The following is a 15,729-nucleotide window of genomic DNA, read 5'->3' as shown; positions in this document are numbered from 1 at the left end:
TTTTTCTAAATCGTCTTTCAAAAAAGTGGTATTGTTTGGTTTTGCAAAAATAGTTTATATAAACTTAAAAAACTATCTTTTAAAGATACTGCGCGCAGCATCCTGATTGTTGCTTACAATGGTTAGGTTTTGATTATCAAGGTTTTCTATTACGTATGTCTTGCCTTCAAAGGTAATTAGTTCGTGTTCTGTCTGATCAGCAAACCCAATTCCTTTTCCTATTTCATAAGAGCTGTTTCTAATTTCGACATCATTTTTATAAGTGATAACTCTTCCGTTTGAAGTAAAAATTACTTTTTTGTTAAAACCAGCAGTTTTTGGTGTTGCTATATAAGGATTGCTTACTCCACCGACTGATTTTTCCCAAATCCAAGTATTTACAATTGAACCCGAATTTAAATTGGAAGAATCAATTGAATAGGCTGTATTGAAAAGTCCAAAAACTATAAGAAATAAAAAATGTTTCTTCATAATCAGATTATTTTAGATTTGTGATTTTATCTTTAATCGCTCTTTTGAAAGTGATGACATCTGTACTTTGATCTGCTGTATCGTTATTGTCAAGAAAAATTTTAGTTGTTGTTGCTCCTTGTTTCCATTGGAAAAAGACACCGCCCTGGTTTGCTGAATCTGGTGTTCCAAACGTTTTATTTTGTCCTTTTAAGCTTAAAATTTCTGAAGGAATAATTTTTCCAAATGCAGTATATTCACCTCTTTTAGTTTTTGCAAAATAAGCAGACTGATCAAAATTGAAATTTCCAGAAGCTGTACTAGTTAATTTTAGAATATTAAAATCATTCAGTTGAAAGAAGTTTTGGCAATCAGAACCTGAACAATTTCCAAAATAGCTTCCGATAATAATATTATCTGGACTTTCCGTAGTTTTACTGAAAATGATTGTTTTAGAAGATCTTGGAAGTATAATAAAATCCGAAGGATATGTCGGAGCTGAATTAGTTGTTTCTCCAGATTGAGGACCACTTTCGAAGTAAGTAATTAAAATTTCGCAGTTGTTTTCGACTACTGAAGTCATTTTTATAGAATATCCGCTTGTAGATTTCATACCTGCAAAAATTCCAACTATCATATTTTTATTAAAATCTATATTTGGGTCAGTTGCAATCGGACATGTATTTTCATGTTTAGTGAAAAGGAAATCCAATTTTTCTTGAGATGTCACTATGACAGCAGCCGGATCATTTGGGTACGTTTTAACCGCATAATTGCACAAAAATGGATAACCTGCAAAAGCTAGTTCTTTATTAGCTCCACAATCTACATTTAAATCATCATTTCCTAAAGAGCATGCACTCAATCCAAAAGCTATAAATAAGCTCAACATTAATTTTTTCATTATATTATTTTAATAGGTTATACTTTGTAGATGGCTGAGTTTTAAAAAGGTTGCGTAGAAATTTATTTTTTCTTTTAATTTTTTTCAAAATGATGATTTAATTTAGAATAGTTGTGAATTCGTGAAATTTTAATTTTAAAGATTTACTACTACGTATTATTGCGTACTTTTACTTAAAAAAAACTTAGATATGTTGAACTTTCTTCCCGTTTTGTTGGCTTTTATTGTGGCGCTATTTTTAGGTATTTACTTGGGGAAACTTTTAATGTCGGCTAAATCTCAAACTGAAAAAGTGAGCTTGGAAGAAAAATTAAATGCCAATTTAAATCAGCAAGAACTGCAAAAAGAGCAACTTGAAACGGAAAGAAATAATTTTCAGAAACAGATTCAATTAATCAATGCTGAAAAAGAAAATATAAGAACAGAAAAAGACAGTCTCGCAATTCAGCTTTCAAAAAAAGAAGTCGATTTTGAAAATTTATGGGAACGCCATAAAGAACAGAAAGTTGAAATAACAGAGCTTCAGGAAAAATTCACCAAAGAATTTGAAAACCTGGCAAATAAAATCCTTGAAGAAAAGTCGGCTAAATTTACAGAACAGAACAGCGAAAATATGAAGAGCATTCTGTTGCCACTTCAGGATAAAATTCAGGGATTTGAGAAAAAAGTCGAACAAACGCATAAAGAAAGTATTGATTATCATGCCGCTTTGCGCCAGCAGATTATTGGCTTAAGCGAAATGAATGCGCAAATGAGCAAAGAAACCCTGAATTTGACGAAAGCTTTGAAAGGCGATACTAAAATGCAGGGAAATTGGGGTGAACTAGTTCTGGAACGTGTTTTAGAAAAATCTGGTTTAGAAAAAGGACGCGAATATGAAGTGCAGCAAAGTTTTACCAATACAGAAGGAAGCCGAGTACTGCCCGATGTTGTAATCAATTTGCCCGATGGAAAAAAAATGATCGTCGATTCTAAAGTTTCATTGGTTGCTTACGAAAAATGGGTTAACGAAGAATCAGAATTATTGAAAATCGATTTTCTGAAAGAACATGTTAGTTCTATAAAAAGACATGTTGAGCAACTAGGAAACAAAAACTATCACGATTTATATCAAATTGAAAGTCCGGATTTTGTTTTACTTTTTATTCCGATAGAACCTGCTTTTGCAATTGCTTTAAACGAAGATGCTACCTTATATAATAGAGCTTTTGATAAAAATATTGTAATTGTAACTCCGACTACTTTATTGGCGACTTTGCGCACAATTGACAGCATGTGGACGAATCAGAAACAACAGGAAAATGCTTTTGAGATTGCAAGACAAGCCGGCGCACTTTATGATAAATTTGAAGGTTTTGTGAGTGATTTGGTCCGAATTGGGAATAAAATAAAGGATACCAAAACGGAATATGAAAGTGCTATGAATAAATTAGTTGACGGAAAGGGAAACTTAATTTCAAGCGTTGAAAGACTTAAAAAAATGGGAGCAAAGGCAAAGAAGTCGCTACCTGAAAATATTATTGCAAGAGCCTCAAATGAAGACGAAAATCAATTTTTAAATTAGATTACGATTTAACTACATCCAGAATAATATAAAATACAAAAAAAAACAAAGACATGACTTCAGATTTCAAACTCGTTTCATCATCAAAAATTAGTATTTCAGAATTAATGCTGCCATCGCATACCAACTTTAGCGGTAAAATTCATGGAGGATATATTTTACAATTACTGGATCAGATTGCGTTTGCATCGGCATCAAAATTTAGTGGGAATTATTGCGTAACCGCGTCTGTCGATACAGTAAACTTTTTAAAACCAATTGAAGTTGGTGAATTGGTAACTATGAAAGCTTCTGTAAATTATGTAGGAAGAAGTTCAATGGTTGTTGGAATTCGTGTTGAAGCCGAAAACATTCAGACCGGCGTAATAAAACATTGTAATTCGTCGTATTTTACAATGGTTGCCAAAGATAAAGAAGGCAAAAGTGTTCAGGTTCCAGGACTTATTTTATCAAGTCTGGAAGAAGTACGCCGTTTTAGAAAAGCCATCAAGCATATTGAAATCAAAAAAGAAGTTGAAGAGCATGAAAAAGTTGCCAATGTGAGTTCTATCGAAGATTTAGCGAGCTTGGATAAATACAATGTTCTCTTGGAAATCAGTTAGCGTTTTGTTCTGTGTGAAATGTGAGATGTAAGATGTAAGATGTGAGATGTGAGATGTAAGATGTGAGATGTAAGATGTGAGACGTAAAATAGCTTTCATTTCACATTTCACAATAATCATTTCACACCCAAAATATTCACAAATTTTTAGCAGTAGTTCAAGAACTTTGTAAAGAGAAATTTCGTAACTTTAAGTATAATTATTAGGTTATAGAATATCTCACGGAGTACTGCCATTCAATTTTTTTAAGCCATTATCTTAAGTTCTGATTTTCTCTTCTTAAAATAAAAAAATCGAATGACATAATTGTTTAATGATGACGATTATGAAAAGAACTACTTTATTAATTTTACTTTTTACCGCATTTTCTTTGCTTGCTCAGGATAAATTTAGAACCAATTCAGCGGTTGTAAATTTTGAAGCTTCTGTTCCTTTTTTTGAAGAAGTGAAAGCGGTAAATAAGCTCGGAACTCTTGTTCTTGAACCTGAAACAAGTACGCTTATCTGTACTGTTATTATCAAAGATTTTCGTTTTAAAATGGATTTAATGCAGGAACATTTTAACGATAATTATATTGAAAGCCATCGTTATCCAAAAGCTGTTTTTAAAGGCAAAATCGAAAAATTTGATTTGAAAAATATCGATGAAACTGAAAAAGAATATGATATTAAAGGGAAATTATATCTGCATGGAAAATCGAAAATGATTGCGGTAAAAGCGCTGATGAAAAGAGTTCCTGAAGGAATTCAGATTGTATCGACTTTTCCTATTTCAGTAGAAGATTTTAATATCGAAATTCCGTACGTTGTAGCCAACAAAATTTCAAAAACTGTCCAGACCGATTTAACGGGAATCATGAAATAAAAATTGACGAAGATTTTTACAAATTCTTTTGGTTTTTAAAATAAATGGGTAGCAGCATATTGACCTCAAGAATTTGTAGAGTCTGAGTCGTATGTTATTGCAGACAATTTCGAAGCGTTCGCTCTAAATCCGTAAACTGGAATTCAAATCCTGTTTTCTGGATTTTTTGTGATGCAACACGTTGTCCTTTTAAAACCGCTTCGCTCATTTCTCCAAGCGCAATTTTTAAGAAGAAAGCAGGTATTTTAGGAAGCCAGATGGCATAACCTAAAACAGTCGCTAATGTTTTTGAAAACCCTGAATTTGTTGTGTTATCTGTAACACAGGCATTATATGCGCCATTTATATTTTCATCGGTAATTGATTTCAGGTAGATTTGAACTAAATCATCAATGTGAATCCAGGGTAAATACTGTTTTCCTGTGCCTAAAACCGCACCAAAACCTGATTTAAAACTCGGAACAACTTTTTTTAGGAAACCTTCATCTTTTCCAAAAACAATTCCAGTTCTGATCTTGACAGTTCTAATTCCGAGTGTATTTATTTTGTCGGCAGTATTTTCCCAAATCTGGCACGTTTTTCCGAGAAAGTCATTTGCGGGCCGCGTTTCTTCATTGCAAATTTTGTGGCTTGTAATTGCCCCATAAATTCCAACTGCAGATGCAGAAACAAATGCGTTTACTGTTTTGTTGTTTTCTTCTAAAATTGAAAAAATAAGTTCGATAGGTTTTGTTCGGCTTTCTAAAATTGCTTTTTTGCGTCTTTTAGTCCATCTTTTTTCAACAATTCCTTCGCCGGCAAGATGTATAATATAATCAGCATTCAGAACGGCTTCTTTCTCAATAAAATTTCTTTTGAGATCCCATTTGTAATACGTAATAGATGGCGTGTTTTTTTGTTCAGATCGGGTCAAAACAGACACGGAAAAGCCATTGTCGATAAGAACATCGGTCAGATGTTTACCAACAAATCCTGTTCCGCCGGTTAGTAAAACATTTTGAGCCATAATAGTTTATAATATATTTAACAGTGGTTCTTGTTTAAGGATAAGTAAAGGTACTTAAACAATGTTTACCTTTATGGCAAATTCTAAATTTTAATAAAATGGCGACTAAAAAAAAGGTAATTACTAAAGATGATATCGTTTCAATATACATGAATGAAGTTTTAGAAAAAGGTCAGAAACCAAAATCCGTTTTTCATTTTGCAAAAGAAAATGATTTTACCGAAGCGGAGTTTTATGCTTTTTTTGGAACATTAGAAGGTCTAGAAAAAGAAATATTCCGATTATTTTTTGAAAACACAGTCAACTTGCTTCACAAAAACGAAGAATATCAGCAATATGATATGAAAAATAAAATGCTGAGTTTCTATTTTACTTTCTTCGAGATTTTGACTGCCAACAGAAGTTATGTGCTTCAATCTCTTAAAATCGACAGAAATCCGCTTAAAAATTTAGTTCAGCTGACATCGCTTAGAAACAGTTTCAAAGAATACGTTTCAGAAATTCTAACAGATGATTACAGATTAGAACAGGAGAAATTCCAGAAGTTTCAGGAAAGCGCCATTCAGGAATCGGCTTGGCTGCAGTTGATGCTGACCATTAAATTCTGGATGGATGATGAATCTGCCGCTTTTGAAAAAACCGATATTTTCATTGAAAAATCAGTGAATGCTTCCTTCGAATTAATGAATGTAGCGCCAATGAATCATTTGATTGATCTTGGAAAATTTCTGTTTAAAGAAAAAATATACAGCAAACAATGAAAACAATCGATTATATACCAACTTCAAAAATAGAAAGAGCTGGAAAACTGGTTCAGACCGGCGCTAAAATTGGAGTAAATTACGTGAAACATTACGCAGAAAAAATAGTTAATCCCGATTTGACCCGAGATAAATTAAATGAAAATAATGCCGAGGATATTTATGACGGATTAAAAAGCTTAAAGGGAAGTGCACTGAAAGTCGCTCAAATGTTGAGCATGGACAAAAATTTTCTGCCTCAGGCTTATGTGGAGAAATTTTCGCTTTCGCAGTTTTCTGTTCCGCCGCTTTCTGCGCCTTTGGTTTTAAAAACCTTCAAAGGCAATTTCGGAAAAACGCCTTATGAGATTTTTGACGAATTCAATCCAAATTCTGTAAATGCAGCAAGTATTGGTCAGGTACATTTAGCAAAGAAAAATGATAAAAAGCTGGCTGTGAAAATTCAATATCCCGGAGTTGCAAACAGCATTTCTTCTGATTTGGCTTTGGTAAAACCAATTGCCATCAGAATGTTTAATCTTCAAGGAAAGGATTCGGATAAATATTTCAAAGAAGTTGAAGACAAATTAATTGAAGAAACCAATTATTTATTGGAATTAAAACAAAGTCAGGAAGTTGTTGATGCTTGTAATAAAATCGAGAATATTTCTTTCCCAAATTATTATCCTGAATTTTCGTCAGAGAAAATAATCACAATGGATTGGATGACTGGAATTCATCTTTCTGAATTTACGGCAAAAAATACAGATCAGGAAGTTGGCGATAAAATAGGGCAGGCGCTTTGGGATTTCTACATGTATCAAGTGCATGTTTTGCGAAAAGTACATGCTGATCCGCATCCGGGAAATTTTTTGGTTGATGATCAAAATCAATTAATTGCGTTGGATTTTGGCTGTATGAAACAAATTCCGGAAGAGTTTTATACGCCGTACTTTGAGTTAATAAATAAAAATGTAATTACGGATACTGCATTGTTCAATAAAAAATTATTTGAATTAGAAGTTCTTCGTGACGATGACTCGCCATCAAAAATTGAATATTTTACCAATATGTTTTTTGATTTGTTGTCTTTGTTTACAAAACCTTTTCAGAATGAGACTTTTGATTTCTCTGATGAGAATTTTTTTAATGATATTGCTGAGTTAGGAAAACGCTTTTCAACTGATACAAATTTGAGAAAAATGAACGGAAATCGTGGTTCTAAACACTTTATTTACATGAACCGTACTTTCTTCGGGCTTTACAATTTAATGTTTGATTTGAAGGCGAAAATCGTCGTTGAGAATTATTTGAAATATTAGGTTTTTGTTTCAGGTTTCAAGTTTCAGGTTTCAAGTTTCAAGTTGGCGGAACTTTGCGCATAAACTTGGATATAATAAATTAAGCATTCAGCAAAAACCTGAAACCTGAAACTTGAAACCTGAAACAAAAATAACTATTTCAAAATTCCCGCTTTATAAGTCGCAATTGCACGATCTCTCGCAAAAGCGTGGTCAATCATTGGTTCATTATAACCAAAATCAAATTCAGGAATCCATTTGCGGATGTATTCGCCTTTTTCGTCAAATTTCTTTTGCTGAATTTCGGGATTAAAAACTCTGAAATAGGGCGCGGCGTCGCATCCTGTTCCCGCAGCCCATTGCCAGTTTCCTATGTTGGACGCCAATTCAAAATCCAATAGTTTTTCTGCAAAATATGCTTCGCCCCATTGCCAGTTAATCAATAAATGTTTGCATAAAAAACTCGCCACAACCATTCGAACACGATTGTGCATATAACCAGTTTCGTTAAGTTGACGCATCCCGGCATCGACCATTGGATAACCTGTGGTTCCAGAACACCAACGTTTAAAATCTTCTTCGTTATTGCGCCATTGGATTCCGTCGTAATTCGATTTGAAATTATGATTGACGCAATTTGGGAAACTAAATAATATTTGAATAAAGAATTCTCTCCAGATTAATTCGCTCAAAAAAGTCTGGTTTTTTCGGTTGGCCCAATTTACCAATTTCCGAATACTTACGGTTCCAAAACGTAAATGTGGAGAAAGATAAGAGGTACTGTCTAAAGCCGGAAAATCCCGTGTTTCTTTATAATTGGCAATTTGAGATAAATTATGAGGTTGTACTTTTATAGCACTTCTTTCAAAACCAATTTCTGATAATTCTGGAAATGAAAATTGATTTTTTGCAAAATTAGATTGAAATGGAGTAGAATCATATTCTGGAGCTGATCCTGAAAAATGATATTTTTCGAGCCATTTGTTTTTATAAGGAGTGTAAACCGTATAGGGATTTCCATCAGCTTTCGTAATTTCTTTTTCTTCGAAAATTACGTGATCTTTAAAAGAGAAACACTCGATTTTATTTTCTTTTAAAAGTGAACAAATTGTATTGTCACGTTTGATTGCAAAAGGTTCGTAATCTTTATTGAAAAAAACGTTTTGTATGTCAAATTCTGCACTAAGTGATTTCCAAACTTCTGTTGTTTTTCCTTTTTTGGTTAAAATTGAAGAACCGAATTCGATTAGCTGTGAATTTATTTTCTGAAGTGAATCGTAAATAAAAGTTACTCTAGCGTCACTTTTTGGAAGATTATCCAAAATATCTTCGTCAAAAATAAATAGCGGAATTACAGGAAAATCCGATTGTAAGGCGTGAAATAATCCGGTATTGTCTTCCAAACGCAAATCGCGTCTGAACCAGAAAAAGCTAACTTTTTGTTTTGTCATTTGTATTGGTTATGTCTTGACGAATTTTGTATTGTGTGTTTAAAAAATTAAAAGCTTTTTTGTTTGCCATTAATTTGTAGAACTAGTGGCTCTTTTTGTGAATTGAATAATTCTTCGATTTTATTGTGACGGAAATCGAAGATTGTTTTGAGTTTGTTTTTTACAATTATGGTATTCATGAATCGGCCTAAAATTCCTAGTGGAAGAGCATAATGAACAATATCTGTCATTTTTGTTCGGCCGTCTTTTGTGCGTTCAAAAAAATGTTTGTGATGCCATAATTTATACGGGCCGAAACGCTGAACATCGATAAAATATTCATTTTCCTTGCAGGCCGTAATTTCAGTAACCCAAGAAATTTTAATTCCGAAAAGCGGTTTTAAGGTGTAAGTAATGAGTTGTCCGTGATACATTCTTTTATTATCAAAATCCTGAATTTCAAAACTCATATTGTCAAGCGTTATGGTTTTAAGATTTTTTGGACTGGAGAAAAAATCCCAGCAATCTTCAACACTTGAATTTACATACTGAACGGTTTCTATTTTGTATAATTTCATTTTCTCGTTGAATCAATTGTTCTTAAAAAACGTGAGCGGAAAACCCGATCCGCCGCGGCGGAGAACGCTCAAAATATTTTACATTTTATAATATTTAAACGGTACAAACAACATTCCGAAACATTCTCCTTTTTCTTTATTAAGGTGTTTATGGTGTATTTTATGTGCTTTTCGGAGTCCGATGAGGTATTTGTTTTTGGTATTTTTGAACCATTTAAAACGCTGATGAATCAAAACATCGTGAATTAAAAAATAACAAACGCCGTAAAGCGTGATTCCGCAGGCCACGAAAAACAAATAATTGAAGCCGCCCTGAACACCAAAATAAAATAGAATAATACTTGGAGTCGCAAAAATGACAAAGAAAATGTCGTTGCGCTCGAAAGTATGCTCATATTTTGGCTGATGATGATCTTCGTGAAAATACCACATAAAACCATGCATTACGTACTTGTGCGTAAGCCAGGTAATACATTCCATGAACAGAAAAACGCCTATAAAGATTAAAAAAGAAATCATTTTATAAATGTTGATGTTTTAAAATTATCATTTTATTTTTTCTGAGTTTAGCTTTAAATTATAAAAGATTAACTCTAAAGATTTTTTGTTTTTTGTCATCCTGAGCGAAGTCGAAGGACCGCAAGTAACTCCGCAACGAGAATCCAATCTTTGTCGAGCTTCTCGTGGTCCTTCGACTTCGCTCAGGATGACATGCTTTGATCTTAATTTTTAAACTAGTTTTAATTTATATGTCACAAAAGACTGCGCTAAAAGTCCGGCTTTTGTATAATTTGAAACCCGAATTCTGGAATTTCCAATTTCATGCGATGGTGTGTTTTTTAGTTTTTTGAGCAATTTTTTATAATAAACATAAGCCGTGTAAACACCAAATTTTGCTTCAATCGGCAATTTTACAATCCCTTGATAGGCGATACGGAAATCTTCTTCGATTTCTTTGATTATTTGTGCTTTTGAAGCTTCGTTGAAATTGTTGAGGTTGATTCCCGGAAAATAAGTTCGGTTTAAAACCAAGTTGTCATCTCTTAAATCTCTCAGAAAATTGACTTTCTGAAAAGCTGAACCCAAACGCATGGCTTCATCCTTTAATTGTTCGTATTTGTGCTCTTTTCCAGCAACAAAAACCTTCAGGCACATTAAACCGACAACATCGGCAGAACCGTAAATGTAATCTGTATATTCAGTTTGTGTGTTGTAAGTTGATTTTATAAGATCGAGTTTCATGCTTCGCAAAAAAGCCTGAACTAAATCATCTGTAATATTATATTCTTTTACGGTATGTTGAAATGAATTTAAAATAGGATTTAAGCTGATACCTAATTGCATTGCTTTGTAATATTCTTTTTCGAAATCCTCTATCAGATATTCTTTTTCATAATCGTGAAATGAATCTACAATTTCATCAGCAAAGCGAACAAAACCATAAATGCTGTAAATGGCATCGCGAATACTTGGCGAAAGCATTTTTACAGCCAATGAAAAAGAGGAACTGTAATTTTGCGTAATCAGCTTACTGCATTTGAAAGAAACGGCGTCGAATAATGATTTCATTTTTTAAGATCTAAAAGATTTTTGAATTAACTCAGCAACCAATTTTCCCGAAATTAAAGCAGGCGGAACCCCTGGGCCAGGAACAGTTAATTGTCCTGTGAAATATAAGTTACGTACTTTTTTGCTTTTTAGTTTTGGTCTTAAAAAGGCGGTTTGCAATAAAGTATTTGCCATTCCGTAAGCGTTTCCTTTGTAAGCGTTGTAATCTGTTACAAAATCATTTTTGCAGAATGACTTCTTAAATATAATGTTATTTTTTATTTTTTGATTCGTAAGCTGTTCGAAACGAGTGATTATCTTTTCGAAATATTCTTCTCGAAGTACTTCATTATCTTCGATTCCTGGTGCAAGCGGAATTAAGAAAAAACCTGATTCCATTCCGTTTGGCGCGGCTGTTAAATCGGTTTTAGAAGGGAAATTGGCATAAAATAATGGTGCTTCCGGCCATTTTGGATTATCATAAATGTCTTTTGCATGTTGATTGAAATCGACATCGAAGAATAAAGCATGATGCGAAACGTTTTCTATTTTTTTATTAAAGCCAATGAAAAATAGGAGAGAAGATGGTGCGAAAACACGACTTTCCCAATATTTATCGGAATAGGCACGATGCTCTTTTTCTAATAAAGTTTCAGTATGCTGATAATCGGCACCGCTTAAAATAATATCAGCTTTTATGATTTTTCCATTGATTTTAACTCCGGTTGCTTTTTTATTTTCAACAAGAATTTTTTCAATTGGTGAATTGGTTTTGATTGTTACGCCAAGTTCAAGAGCCAGTTTTTCGATGGCAGAAATTACATCAAACATTCCCGTTTTTGGATGCCATGTTCCTAAGCCAAAATCGGCGTAATTCATGAAATTGTAAAACGAAGGTGTTTTGTTTGGTTTTGCTCCAAGAAATAAAACCGGAAATTCTAAAATCTGAATTAATTTTTCATTTTTGAATTTCTTGCGGATATCCTGACTGACATTGCTTAAAAACTGATTTAGTTTTAATGCGGTTTTCGGAGTGATTAATTCTAAAGGAGAAACTCCGGGGCGATAAACTAAATCTTTGATGGCAATATCATAATTGCTTTTTGCCTGATCGATAAAGTTTTGAAGTTTAGATGCGCTTCCTTTTTCGATAGTTTCAAAAGTAGATTTGATTTCTTCCAAATTATCGCAAATGCTGATAAAATCATTTGTTCCAAAATAAACCCGATAAGCTGGATTTAGTTTTATTAATTCGTAATAATCAGAAGTTTGTTTGTTGAAATCCTGAAAAAAACGTTCAAATACATCGGGCATCCAATACCAACTTGGCCCCATATCAAAAGTAAAACCGTCTTTTTTGAATTGTCGGGCACGACCGCCGACTGTTGGATTTTTTTCATAAATAATGACCTTGTTTCCTTGTTGCGCCAAGTAACATGAAGCGGCTAATGAAGAAAAGCCAGATCCTATTATGATGATAGTTTTTGTCATTTGTTTAACAAATATACAAAAACTTTAAACAAAACTATTGAATTTCTTCTATAGTTTCTTCCATCGAATCAAAAATACGAATGCGTTCGTGTAGATTAGATTGATCAATATGTTCAACCATATTACCCATAAGCCAGATTTCGTTGTTTTTTAACAGCAGTTTCTGTCCCATTGATTTTACATATTGATTGATAACAGCGCGATCGGGCTGCACAGTCATAAAAGAAACGAAAGTGATATTTTCAAAATGACGCGTTAAATCCTGAAGATTTTCAATTGGCATACTTTCGCCCAAATAAATGGTTTTGTATCCTTTTGATAAAATCTCGTACTGTAAATACAAAAGACCAATTTGATGAATTTCATTTAAAGGCAATGAAAGAACAAAAATTCGATCTGTTTTGGTGGGTTTTAATATTTGAAGACTTTCGGTATAAATTAAAATCTTTTGCTTGATCAAATGACTCATGAAATGCTCATTTGCTGGCGTTATGGTTTCTGATTGCCATAATAATCCTAATTCTTTCAACAATGGAAGAAAATGCTCTTTAAAAACTTCTTTAAAGCTTTTTTCTGAAATAAGCCAGTCAAAAGTATTAAAGAACAATTCCTGATCAAAATTCATCATTGCCATTTTAAAAGAAGTGATGGCATAGTTTTGTGAATTTTTCTTTGAGATAATTTCGCGAACTAATTGTGGAATTTTCTCTTCAGGATAAGTCGCAATTTTAGATATTTTATAACCGTACTCGTGCAGTAAAGTAATATTTAAAAGCTTTTGTAAGTTTTGTAAATTATATAGTCTGATATTAGTATCAGTTCGCATTGGCTCAAGAATATTATATCTTTTTTCCCAAATACGAATTGTATGCGCTTTAATTCCAGATAAGTTTTCAAGGTCTTTTATACTGAAAACTGTTTTTATATTGTTTACCATTTTTAATTGTTGAATAAACAAAAATAAAATAAAATCTGAAAAAACCTCTAAAACTTTATCAAAATGCTAGATTATTGAAAGTTTGTAGTCTCATACTGATTTAATTTGTCCAGATGAAGAATTGTTTTGGATGCGTTTTTACTTCTGTTGTACATAGTTACAAATTTTGCGCCGTATATAATTTCGTCAAAAGTATACGAAGTTCGGGCAGCAACTGTGTTACTAAACATGTCATCAAAAGTGGTAATAAAGACTAAAATTTCACCATGTGTTTTTTTGAAATCTTCTTCGGTAAAATTATATAAAGGACTATTTTCTGTAATTGGATGCACCAATGTCCAGCTTAATGTAAGCGCATTGATTCGGTCTAATTCCAGTTCCAGATTGTAGAATTTATTTACTCGTTCGCCATTTTCTTCAAGGCTCAATCCTAAAGTAATTTTTGCAGTTGCATCAGTAAAGTTGGTATTTTTAAAAGGTACAAGCCGAATCATTAAACCTTTGTTTTCTCCGTAAGGCGAAATTAAGGCATTATGAGAAAATTTTAAAAACGCAGTAGGTTTGCTGAATCTTCCAAAAAACAATCCTGTTGCAATTGCAAAGCTCAATAATCCAATTAAAGCTTCGGCGGCAGACAAGGCGCTGGTTAAAAATCCAGTCGGACTAATATGTCCATAACCAACCGTGGTAAAAGTTTGCGCACTAAAAAAATAAGCTTGGCCAAATTGCGTCAAAATACTTTGAGATTGTTCGATTCCGTTAAGATGTTCAATTCCGATAGCATAATAAATGATAGCAAAAATAAAATTGATGACAATGTAAAAACTAAATAAAATGAGCATGAATTTCCAATTTGGCATATCAATCATGGTATGGTACCAGCTGATGCGTCGCAATAAATGCATGCCTCTTTTTTCAATATTTGCAGTTCCGTTTTTATTAACAAATCTTCCGCCGTAGCTTTCTGCATTGGTTCCAAATCCGGAATTTTTATCGGTTTGAGCGTAGTTGTTTATTTTTTTAAGAAGCGCCATAGAAATTTAATTGAAGAGCAAATTTATAAATATCTTTTGTGGAATGTTAAAGTGTTTGTAAAATAAAAAGCCATTTGTATTTTGGTGTTTACAAATGGCTTTTTATTATTTGCGTTTTATTTATTTACAAAACGTTACTTTGTTTTTGATGGCACTCTGACTACCTAATTCAACAGCTTTTGAAAAATCTTTGCAGGCATTCTTTTTGTCCCCAAGTTTATTATAAGCAAGACCTCTTAAATTGTAAGCAATATAATCTTTTGGGTTTAAACCAAGTGATGAACTACAATCATTAATAGCGTCCTGATAATTCAATAATTTATAATTTACGTTTGCTCTTCCTGTAAAGGCATCGGCATTCATGTCGTCTAATTCGATTGCTTTGCTAAAATCTGCCAATGCACCTTTTAAGTCATTAATTTTCACCTTAGCCACGCCACGATTTTGGTAGGCTTCGACAAATTTAGAATTCATGCTGATGGCTTTTGTGTAATCGGCAATTGCGCCTTTTGTGTTTCCGGCTTCGGCTTTTTTCATGGCTTTGTCAAAATAAGCCGTTGCAGATTGCGCCCATGTCGCGCAGGTAATCATAATAAAAGATACTAGTAGTAGGTTTTTCATAAACTAATTTGGGATTAGTGATTAATTATTTCCAAACGAATTTAAGAAAGATTTGTTTTGTACGAGAACTACTTTTGTAAAATAATTGTGATATAAATTATATTTTTAAACAACCTCGAAATCCTCGTGCTGCATAATAGGATTCGGCACCATTATGATAAAGAAATACTCTTCCGTAGCGGAAATCACAAAATACGGCACCACCTAATTTTCTAACATCTTCCGGTGTTGAAATCCAACTTGAAGTTTTGGTGTCAAAATTCCCAAGTTCTTGTAATTGGCGATATTGTTCTTCGGCCAAAAGTTCAATTCCCATTTCTGCCGCCATGTCCACAGCGCTGTTTTTTGGTTTGTGTTCTTTTCTGGAATCAAGCGCTTTTCTATCGTAGCAAAGACTTCTTCGTGCTTTTGGACTTTCGGCGACACAATCAAAAAAAATGTATTCGTCGGTATTTTTATCGTAAGCGACTACATCCGGTTCTCCTTCTGTTTTTTCCATTTGAAGAAGCGACCAAAGTTTTTCTGGGTTAGCAATAAGTTTCGCTTCTACTTTTGTCCAGTCAATATCGGTATGACGACTTAAGTTTTTTTCGAAACGAACTTTCAAAATACTGATAAGCTGTTCTTGTTCTTCTTGCGAAATTTTATTTTTCATTTC

At 33.1% G+C, this 15,729-nt stretch carries 17 protein-coding genes; 5 read left to right on the top strand and 12 right to left on the bottom strand.

What is annotated here, in order from left to right:
* Positions 1–72 precede the first annotated feature (72 nt).
* Positions 73–471, bottom strand: a complete 399-nt coding sequence (locus FN795_RS17155; protein WP_142451776.1) for a hypothetical protein — start codon at positions 469–471, stop codon at positions 73–75.
* 7 nt (positions 472–478) lie between these two features.
* Positions 479–1,354, bottom strand: a complete 876-nt coding sequence (locus tag FN795_RS17150) for a protease complex subunit PrcB family protein (RefSeq protein WP_142451775.1) — start codon at positions 1,352–1,354, stop codon at positions 479–481.
* A gap of 190 nt (positions 1,355–1,544) precedes the next feature.
* On the opposite strand from FN795_RS17150, the gene rmuC reads away from it, so the two are divergent.
* The 3 genes from rmuC (at position 1,545) to FN795_RS17135 (ending at position 4,385) form a co-directional block, all read left to right on the top strand.
* Complete coding sequence (gene rmuC, locus FN795_RS17145) at positions 1,545–2,918, top strand: DNA recombination protein RmuC (protein ID WP_167498093.1); 1,374 nt, start codon at positions 1,545–1,547, stop codon at positions 2,916–2,918.
* Positions 2,919–2,971: 53 nt separating this feature from the next.
* Positions 2,972–3,520 carry an acyl-CoA thioesterase gene (locus tag FN795_RS17140; RefSeq protein WP_035649634.1) on the top strand — a complete coding sequence of 183 codons (549 nt, stop codon included), beginning with the start codon at positions 2,972–2,974 and terminating at the stop codon, positions 3,518–3,520.
* A gap of 325 nt (positions 3,521–3,845) precedes the next feature.
* Positions 3,846–4,385 carry a YceI family protein gene (locus FN795_RS17135; RefSeq protein ID WP_035650633.1) on the top strand — a complete coding sequence of 180 codons (540 nt, stop codon included), beginning with the start codon at positions 3,846–3,848 and terminating at the stop codon, positions 4,383–4,385.
* 94 nt (positions 4,386–4,479) lie between these two features.
* Here the strand turns inward: FN795_RS17135 and FN795_RS17130 are convergent, their stop codons facing one another.
* The gene (locus FN795_RS17130; RefSeq protein WP_142451774.1) at positions 4,480–5,391 is read right to left on the bottom strand and encodes a TIGR01777 family oxidoreductase; all 912 of its coding nucleotides are present in this window, start codon (positions 5,389–5,391) and stop codon (positions 4,480–4,482) included.
* Between the two features lie 98 nt (positions 5,392–5,489).
* On the opposite strand from FN795_RS17130, the gene FN795_RS17125 reads away from it, so the two are divergent.
* Positions 5,490–6,152, top strand: a complete 663-nt coding sequence (locus FN795_RS17125) for a TetR family transcriptional regulator C-terminal domain-containing protein (protein WP_142451773.1) — start codon at positions 5,490–5,492, stop codon at positions 6,150–6,152.
* A complete protein-coding gene (locus tag FN795_RS17120; protein ID WP_142451772.1) occupies positions 6,149–7,453 on the top strand; it encodes an ABC1 kinase family protein in 1,305 nt (434 codons plus the stop codon). Before FN795_RS17125 ends, FN795_RS17120 begins: the two co-directional genes overlap by 4 nt.
* A gap of 134 nt (positions 7,454–7,587) precedes the next feature.
* Here FN795_RS17120 and FN795_RS17115 read toward each other — a convergent pair whose 3' ends face one another.
* From FN795_RS17115 to FN795_RS17075, 9 genes are all read right to left on the bottom strand, one after another.
* Positions 7,588–8,883 carry a cryptochrome/photolyase family protein gene (locus tag FN795_RS17115; RefSeq protein WP_142451771.1) on the bottom strand — a complete coding sequence of 432 codons (1,296 nt, stop codon included), beginning with the start codon at positions 8,881–8,883 and terminating at the stop codon, positions 7,588–7,590.
* Positions 8,884–8,930: 47 nt separating this feature from the next.
* The gene (locus FN795_RS17110) at positions 8,931–9,440 is read right to left on the bottom strand and encodes an SRPBCC family protein (protein ID WP_142451770.1); all 510 of its coding nucleotides are present in this window, start codon (positions 9,438–9,440) and stop codon (positions 8,931–8,933) included.
* Positions 9,441–9,518: 78 nt separating this feature from the next.
* Positions 9,519–9,959: a sterol desaturase family protein gene (locus FN795_RS17105; protein ID WP_142451769.1), complete on the bottom strand. Its 441-nt coding sequence runs from the start codon at positions 9,957–9,959 to the stop codon at positions 9,519–9,521.
* Between the two features lie 210 nt (positions 9,960–10,169).
* A complete protein-coding gene (locus tag FN795_RS17100; protein WP_142451768.1) occupies positions 10,170–11,009 on the bottom strand; it encodes a phytoene/squalene synthase family protein in 840 nt (279 codons plus the stop codon).
* A gap of 3 nt (positions 11,010–11,012) precedes the next feature.
* Entirely contained in the window at positions 11,013–12,479 is a 1,467-nt protein-coding gene (locus FN795_RS17095; protein WP_142451767.1) for a phytoene desaturase family protein, read from the bottom strand.
* A 34-nt stretch (positions 12,480–12,513) separates the two neighbouring features.
* Positions 12,514–13,416 (bottom strand): MerR family transcriptional regulator, encoded by a 903-nt coding sequence (locus tag FN795_RS17090; RefSeq protein WP_142451766.1) that lies wholly within the window; start codon positions 13,414–13,416, stop codon positions 12,514–12,516.
* Between the two features lie 71 nt (positions 13,417–13,487).
* On the bottom strand, positions 13,488–14,450 hold the full coding sequence (locus tag FN795_RS17085) for an ion channel (RefSeq protein ID WP_142451765.1): 963 nt from the start codon (positions 14,448–14,450) through the stop codon (positions 13,488–13,490).
* A gap of 120 nt (positions 14,451–14,570) precedes the next feature.
* Positions 14,571–15,071 carry a tetratricopeptide repeat protein gene (locus tag FN795_RS17080; protein ID WP_244289997.1) on the bottom strand — a complete coding sequence of 167 codons (501 nt, stop codon included), beginning with the start codon at positions 15,069–15,071 and terminating at the stop codon, positions 14,571–14,573.
* 97 nt (positions 15,072–15,168) lie between these two features.
* Positions 15,169–15,726 (bottom strand): DUF4256 domain-containing protein, encoded by a 558-nt coding sequence (locus tag FN795_RS17075; protein WP_142451764.1) that lies wholly within the window; start codon positions 15,724–15,726, stop codon positions 15,169–15,171.
* Between the last annotated feature and the right edge of the window lie 3 nt (positions 15,727–15,729).

The sequence above is a fragment of the Flavobacterium resistens genome, from assembly GCF_900182645.1.
Lineage (GTDB): Bacteria > Bacteroidota > Bacteroidia > Flavobacteriales > Flavobacteriaceae > Flavobacterium > Flavobacterium resistens.
The sequence above is the reverse complement of the archived record's forward strand: the minus strand, read 5'-3'. Positions and strand labels throughout refer to the sequence as shown.

Bases quoted from the DNA above. Each gene is read 5' to 3' on its own strand.
- FN795_RS17125 (WP_142451773.1), top strand. From the start codon at position 5,490: ATGGCGACTAAAAAAAAGGTAATTACTAAAGATGATATCGTTTCAATA.
- FN795_RS17150 (WP_142451775.1), bottom strand. From the start codon at position 1,354: ATGAAAAAATTAATGTTGAGCTTATTTATAGCTTTTGGATTGAGTGCA.
- FN795_RS17110 (WP_142451770.1), bottom strand. From the start codon at position 9,440: ATGAAATTATACAAAATAGAAACCGTTCAGTATGTAAATTCAAGTGTT.
- FN795_RS17120 (WP_142451772.1), top strand. From the start codon at position 6,149: ATGAAAACAATCGATTATATACCAACTTCAAAAATAGAAAGAGCTGGA.
- FN795_RS17155 (WP_142451776.1), bottom strand. From the start codon at position 471: ATGAAGAAACATTTTTTATTTCTTATAGTTTTTGGACTTTTCAATACA.
- FN795_RS17140 (WP_035649634.1), top strand. From the start codon at position 2,972: ATGACTTCAGATTTCAAACTCGTTTCATCATCAAAAATTAGTATTTCA.
- FN795_RS17095 (WP_142451767.1), bottom strand. From the start codon at position 12,479: ATGACAAAAACTATCATCATAATAGGATCTGGCTTTTCTTCATTAGCC.
- FN795_RS17105 (WP_142451769.1), bottom strand. From the start codon at position 9,959: ATGATTTCTTTTTTAATCTTTATAGGCGTTTTTCTGTTCATGGAATGT.
- FN795_RS17085 (WP_142451765.1), bottom strand. From the start codon at position 14,450: ATGGCGCTTCTTAAAAAAATAAACAACTACGCTCAAACCGATAAAAAT.
- FN795_RS17090 (WP_142451766.1), bottom strand. From the start codon at position 13,416: ATGGTAAACAATATAAAAACAGTTTTCAGTATAAAAGACCTTGAAAAC.
- FN795_RS17080 (WP_244289997.1), bottom strand. From the start codon at position 15,071: ATGAAAAACCTACTACTAGTATCTTTTATTATGATTACCTGCGCGACA.
- FN795_RS17135 (WP_035650633.1), top strand. From the start codon at position 3,846: ATGAAAAGAACTACTTTATTAATTTTACTTTTTACCGCATTTTCTTTG.
- FN795_RS17115 (WP_142451771.1), bottom strand. From the start codon at position 8,883: ATGACAAAACAAAAAGTTAGCTTTTTCTGGTTCAGACGCGATTTGCGT.
- FN795_RS17075 (WP_142451764.1), bottom strand. From the start codon at position 15,726: ATGAAAAATAAAATTTCGCAAGAAGAACAAGAACAGCTTATCAGTATT.
- FN795_RS17130 (WP_142451774.1), bottom strand. From the start codon at position 5,391: ATGGCTCAAAATGTTTTACTAACCGGCGGAACAGGATTTGTTGGTAAA.
- FN795_RS17100 (WP_142451768.1), bottom strand. From the start codon at position 11,009: ATGAAATCATTATTCGACGCCGTTTCTTTCAAATGCAGTAAGCTGATT.
- rmuC (WP_167498093.1), top strand. From the start codon at position 1,545: ATGTTGAACTTTCTTCCCGTTTTGTTGGCTTTTATTGTGGCGCTATTT.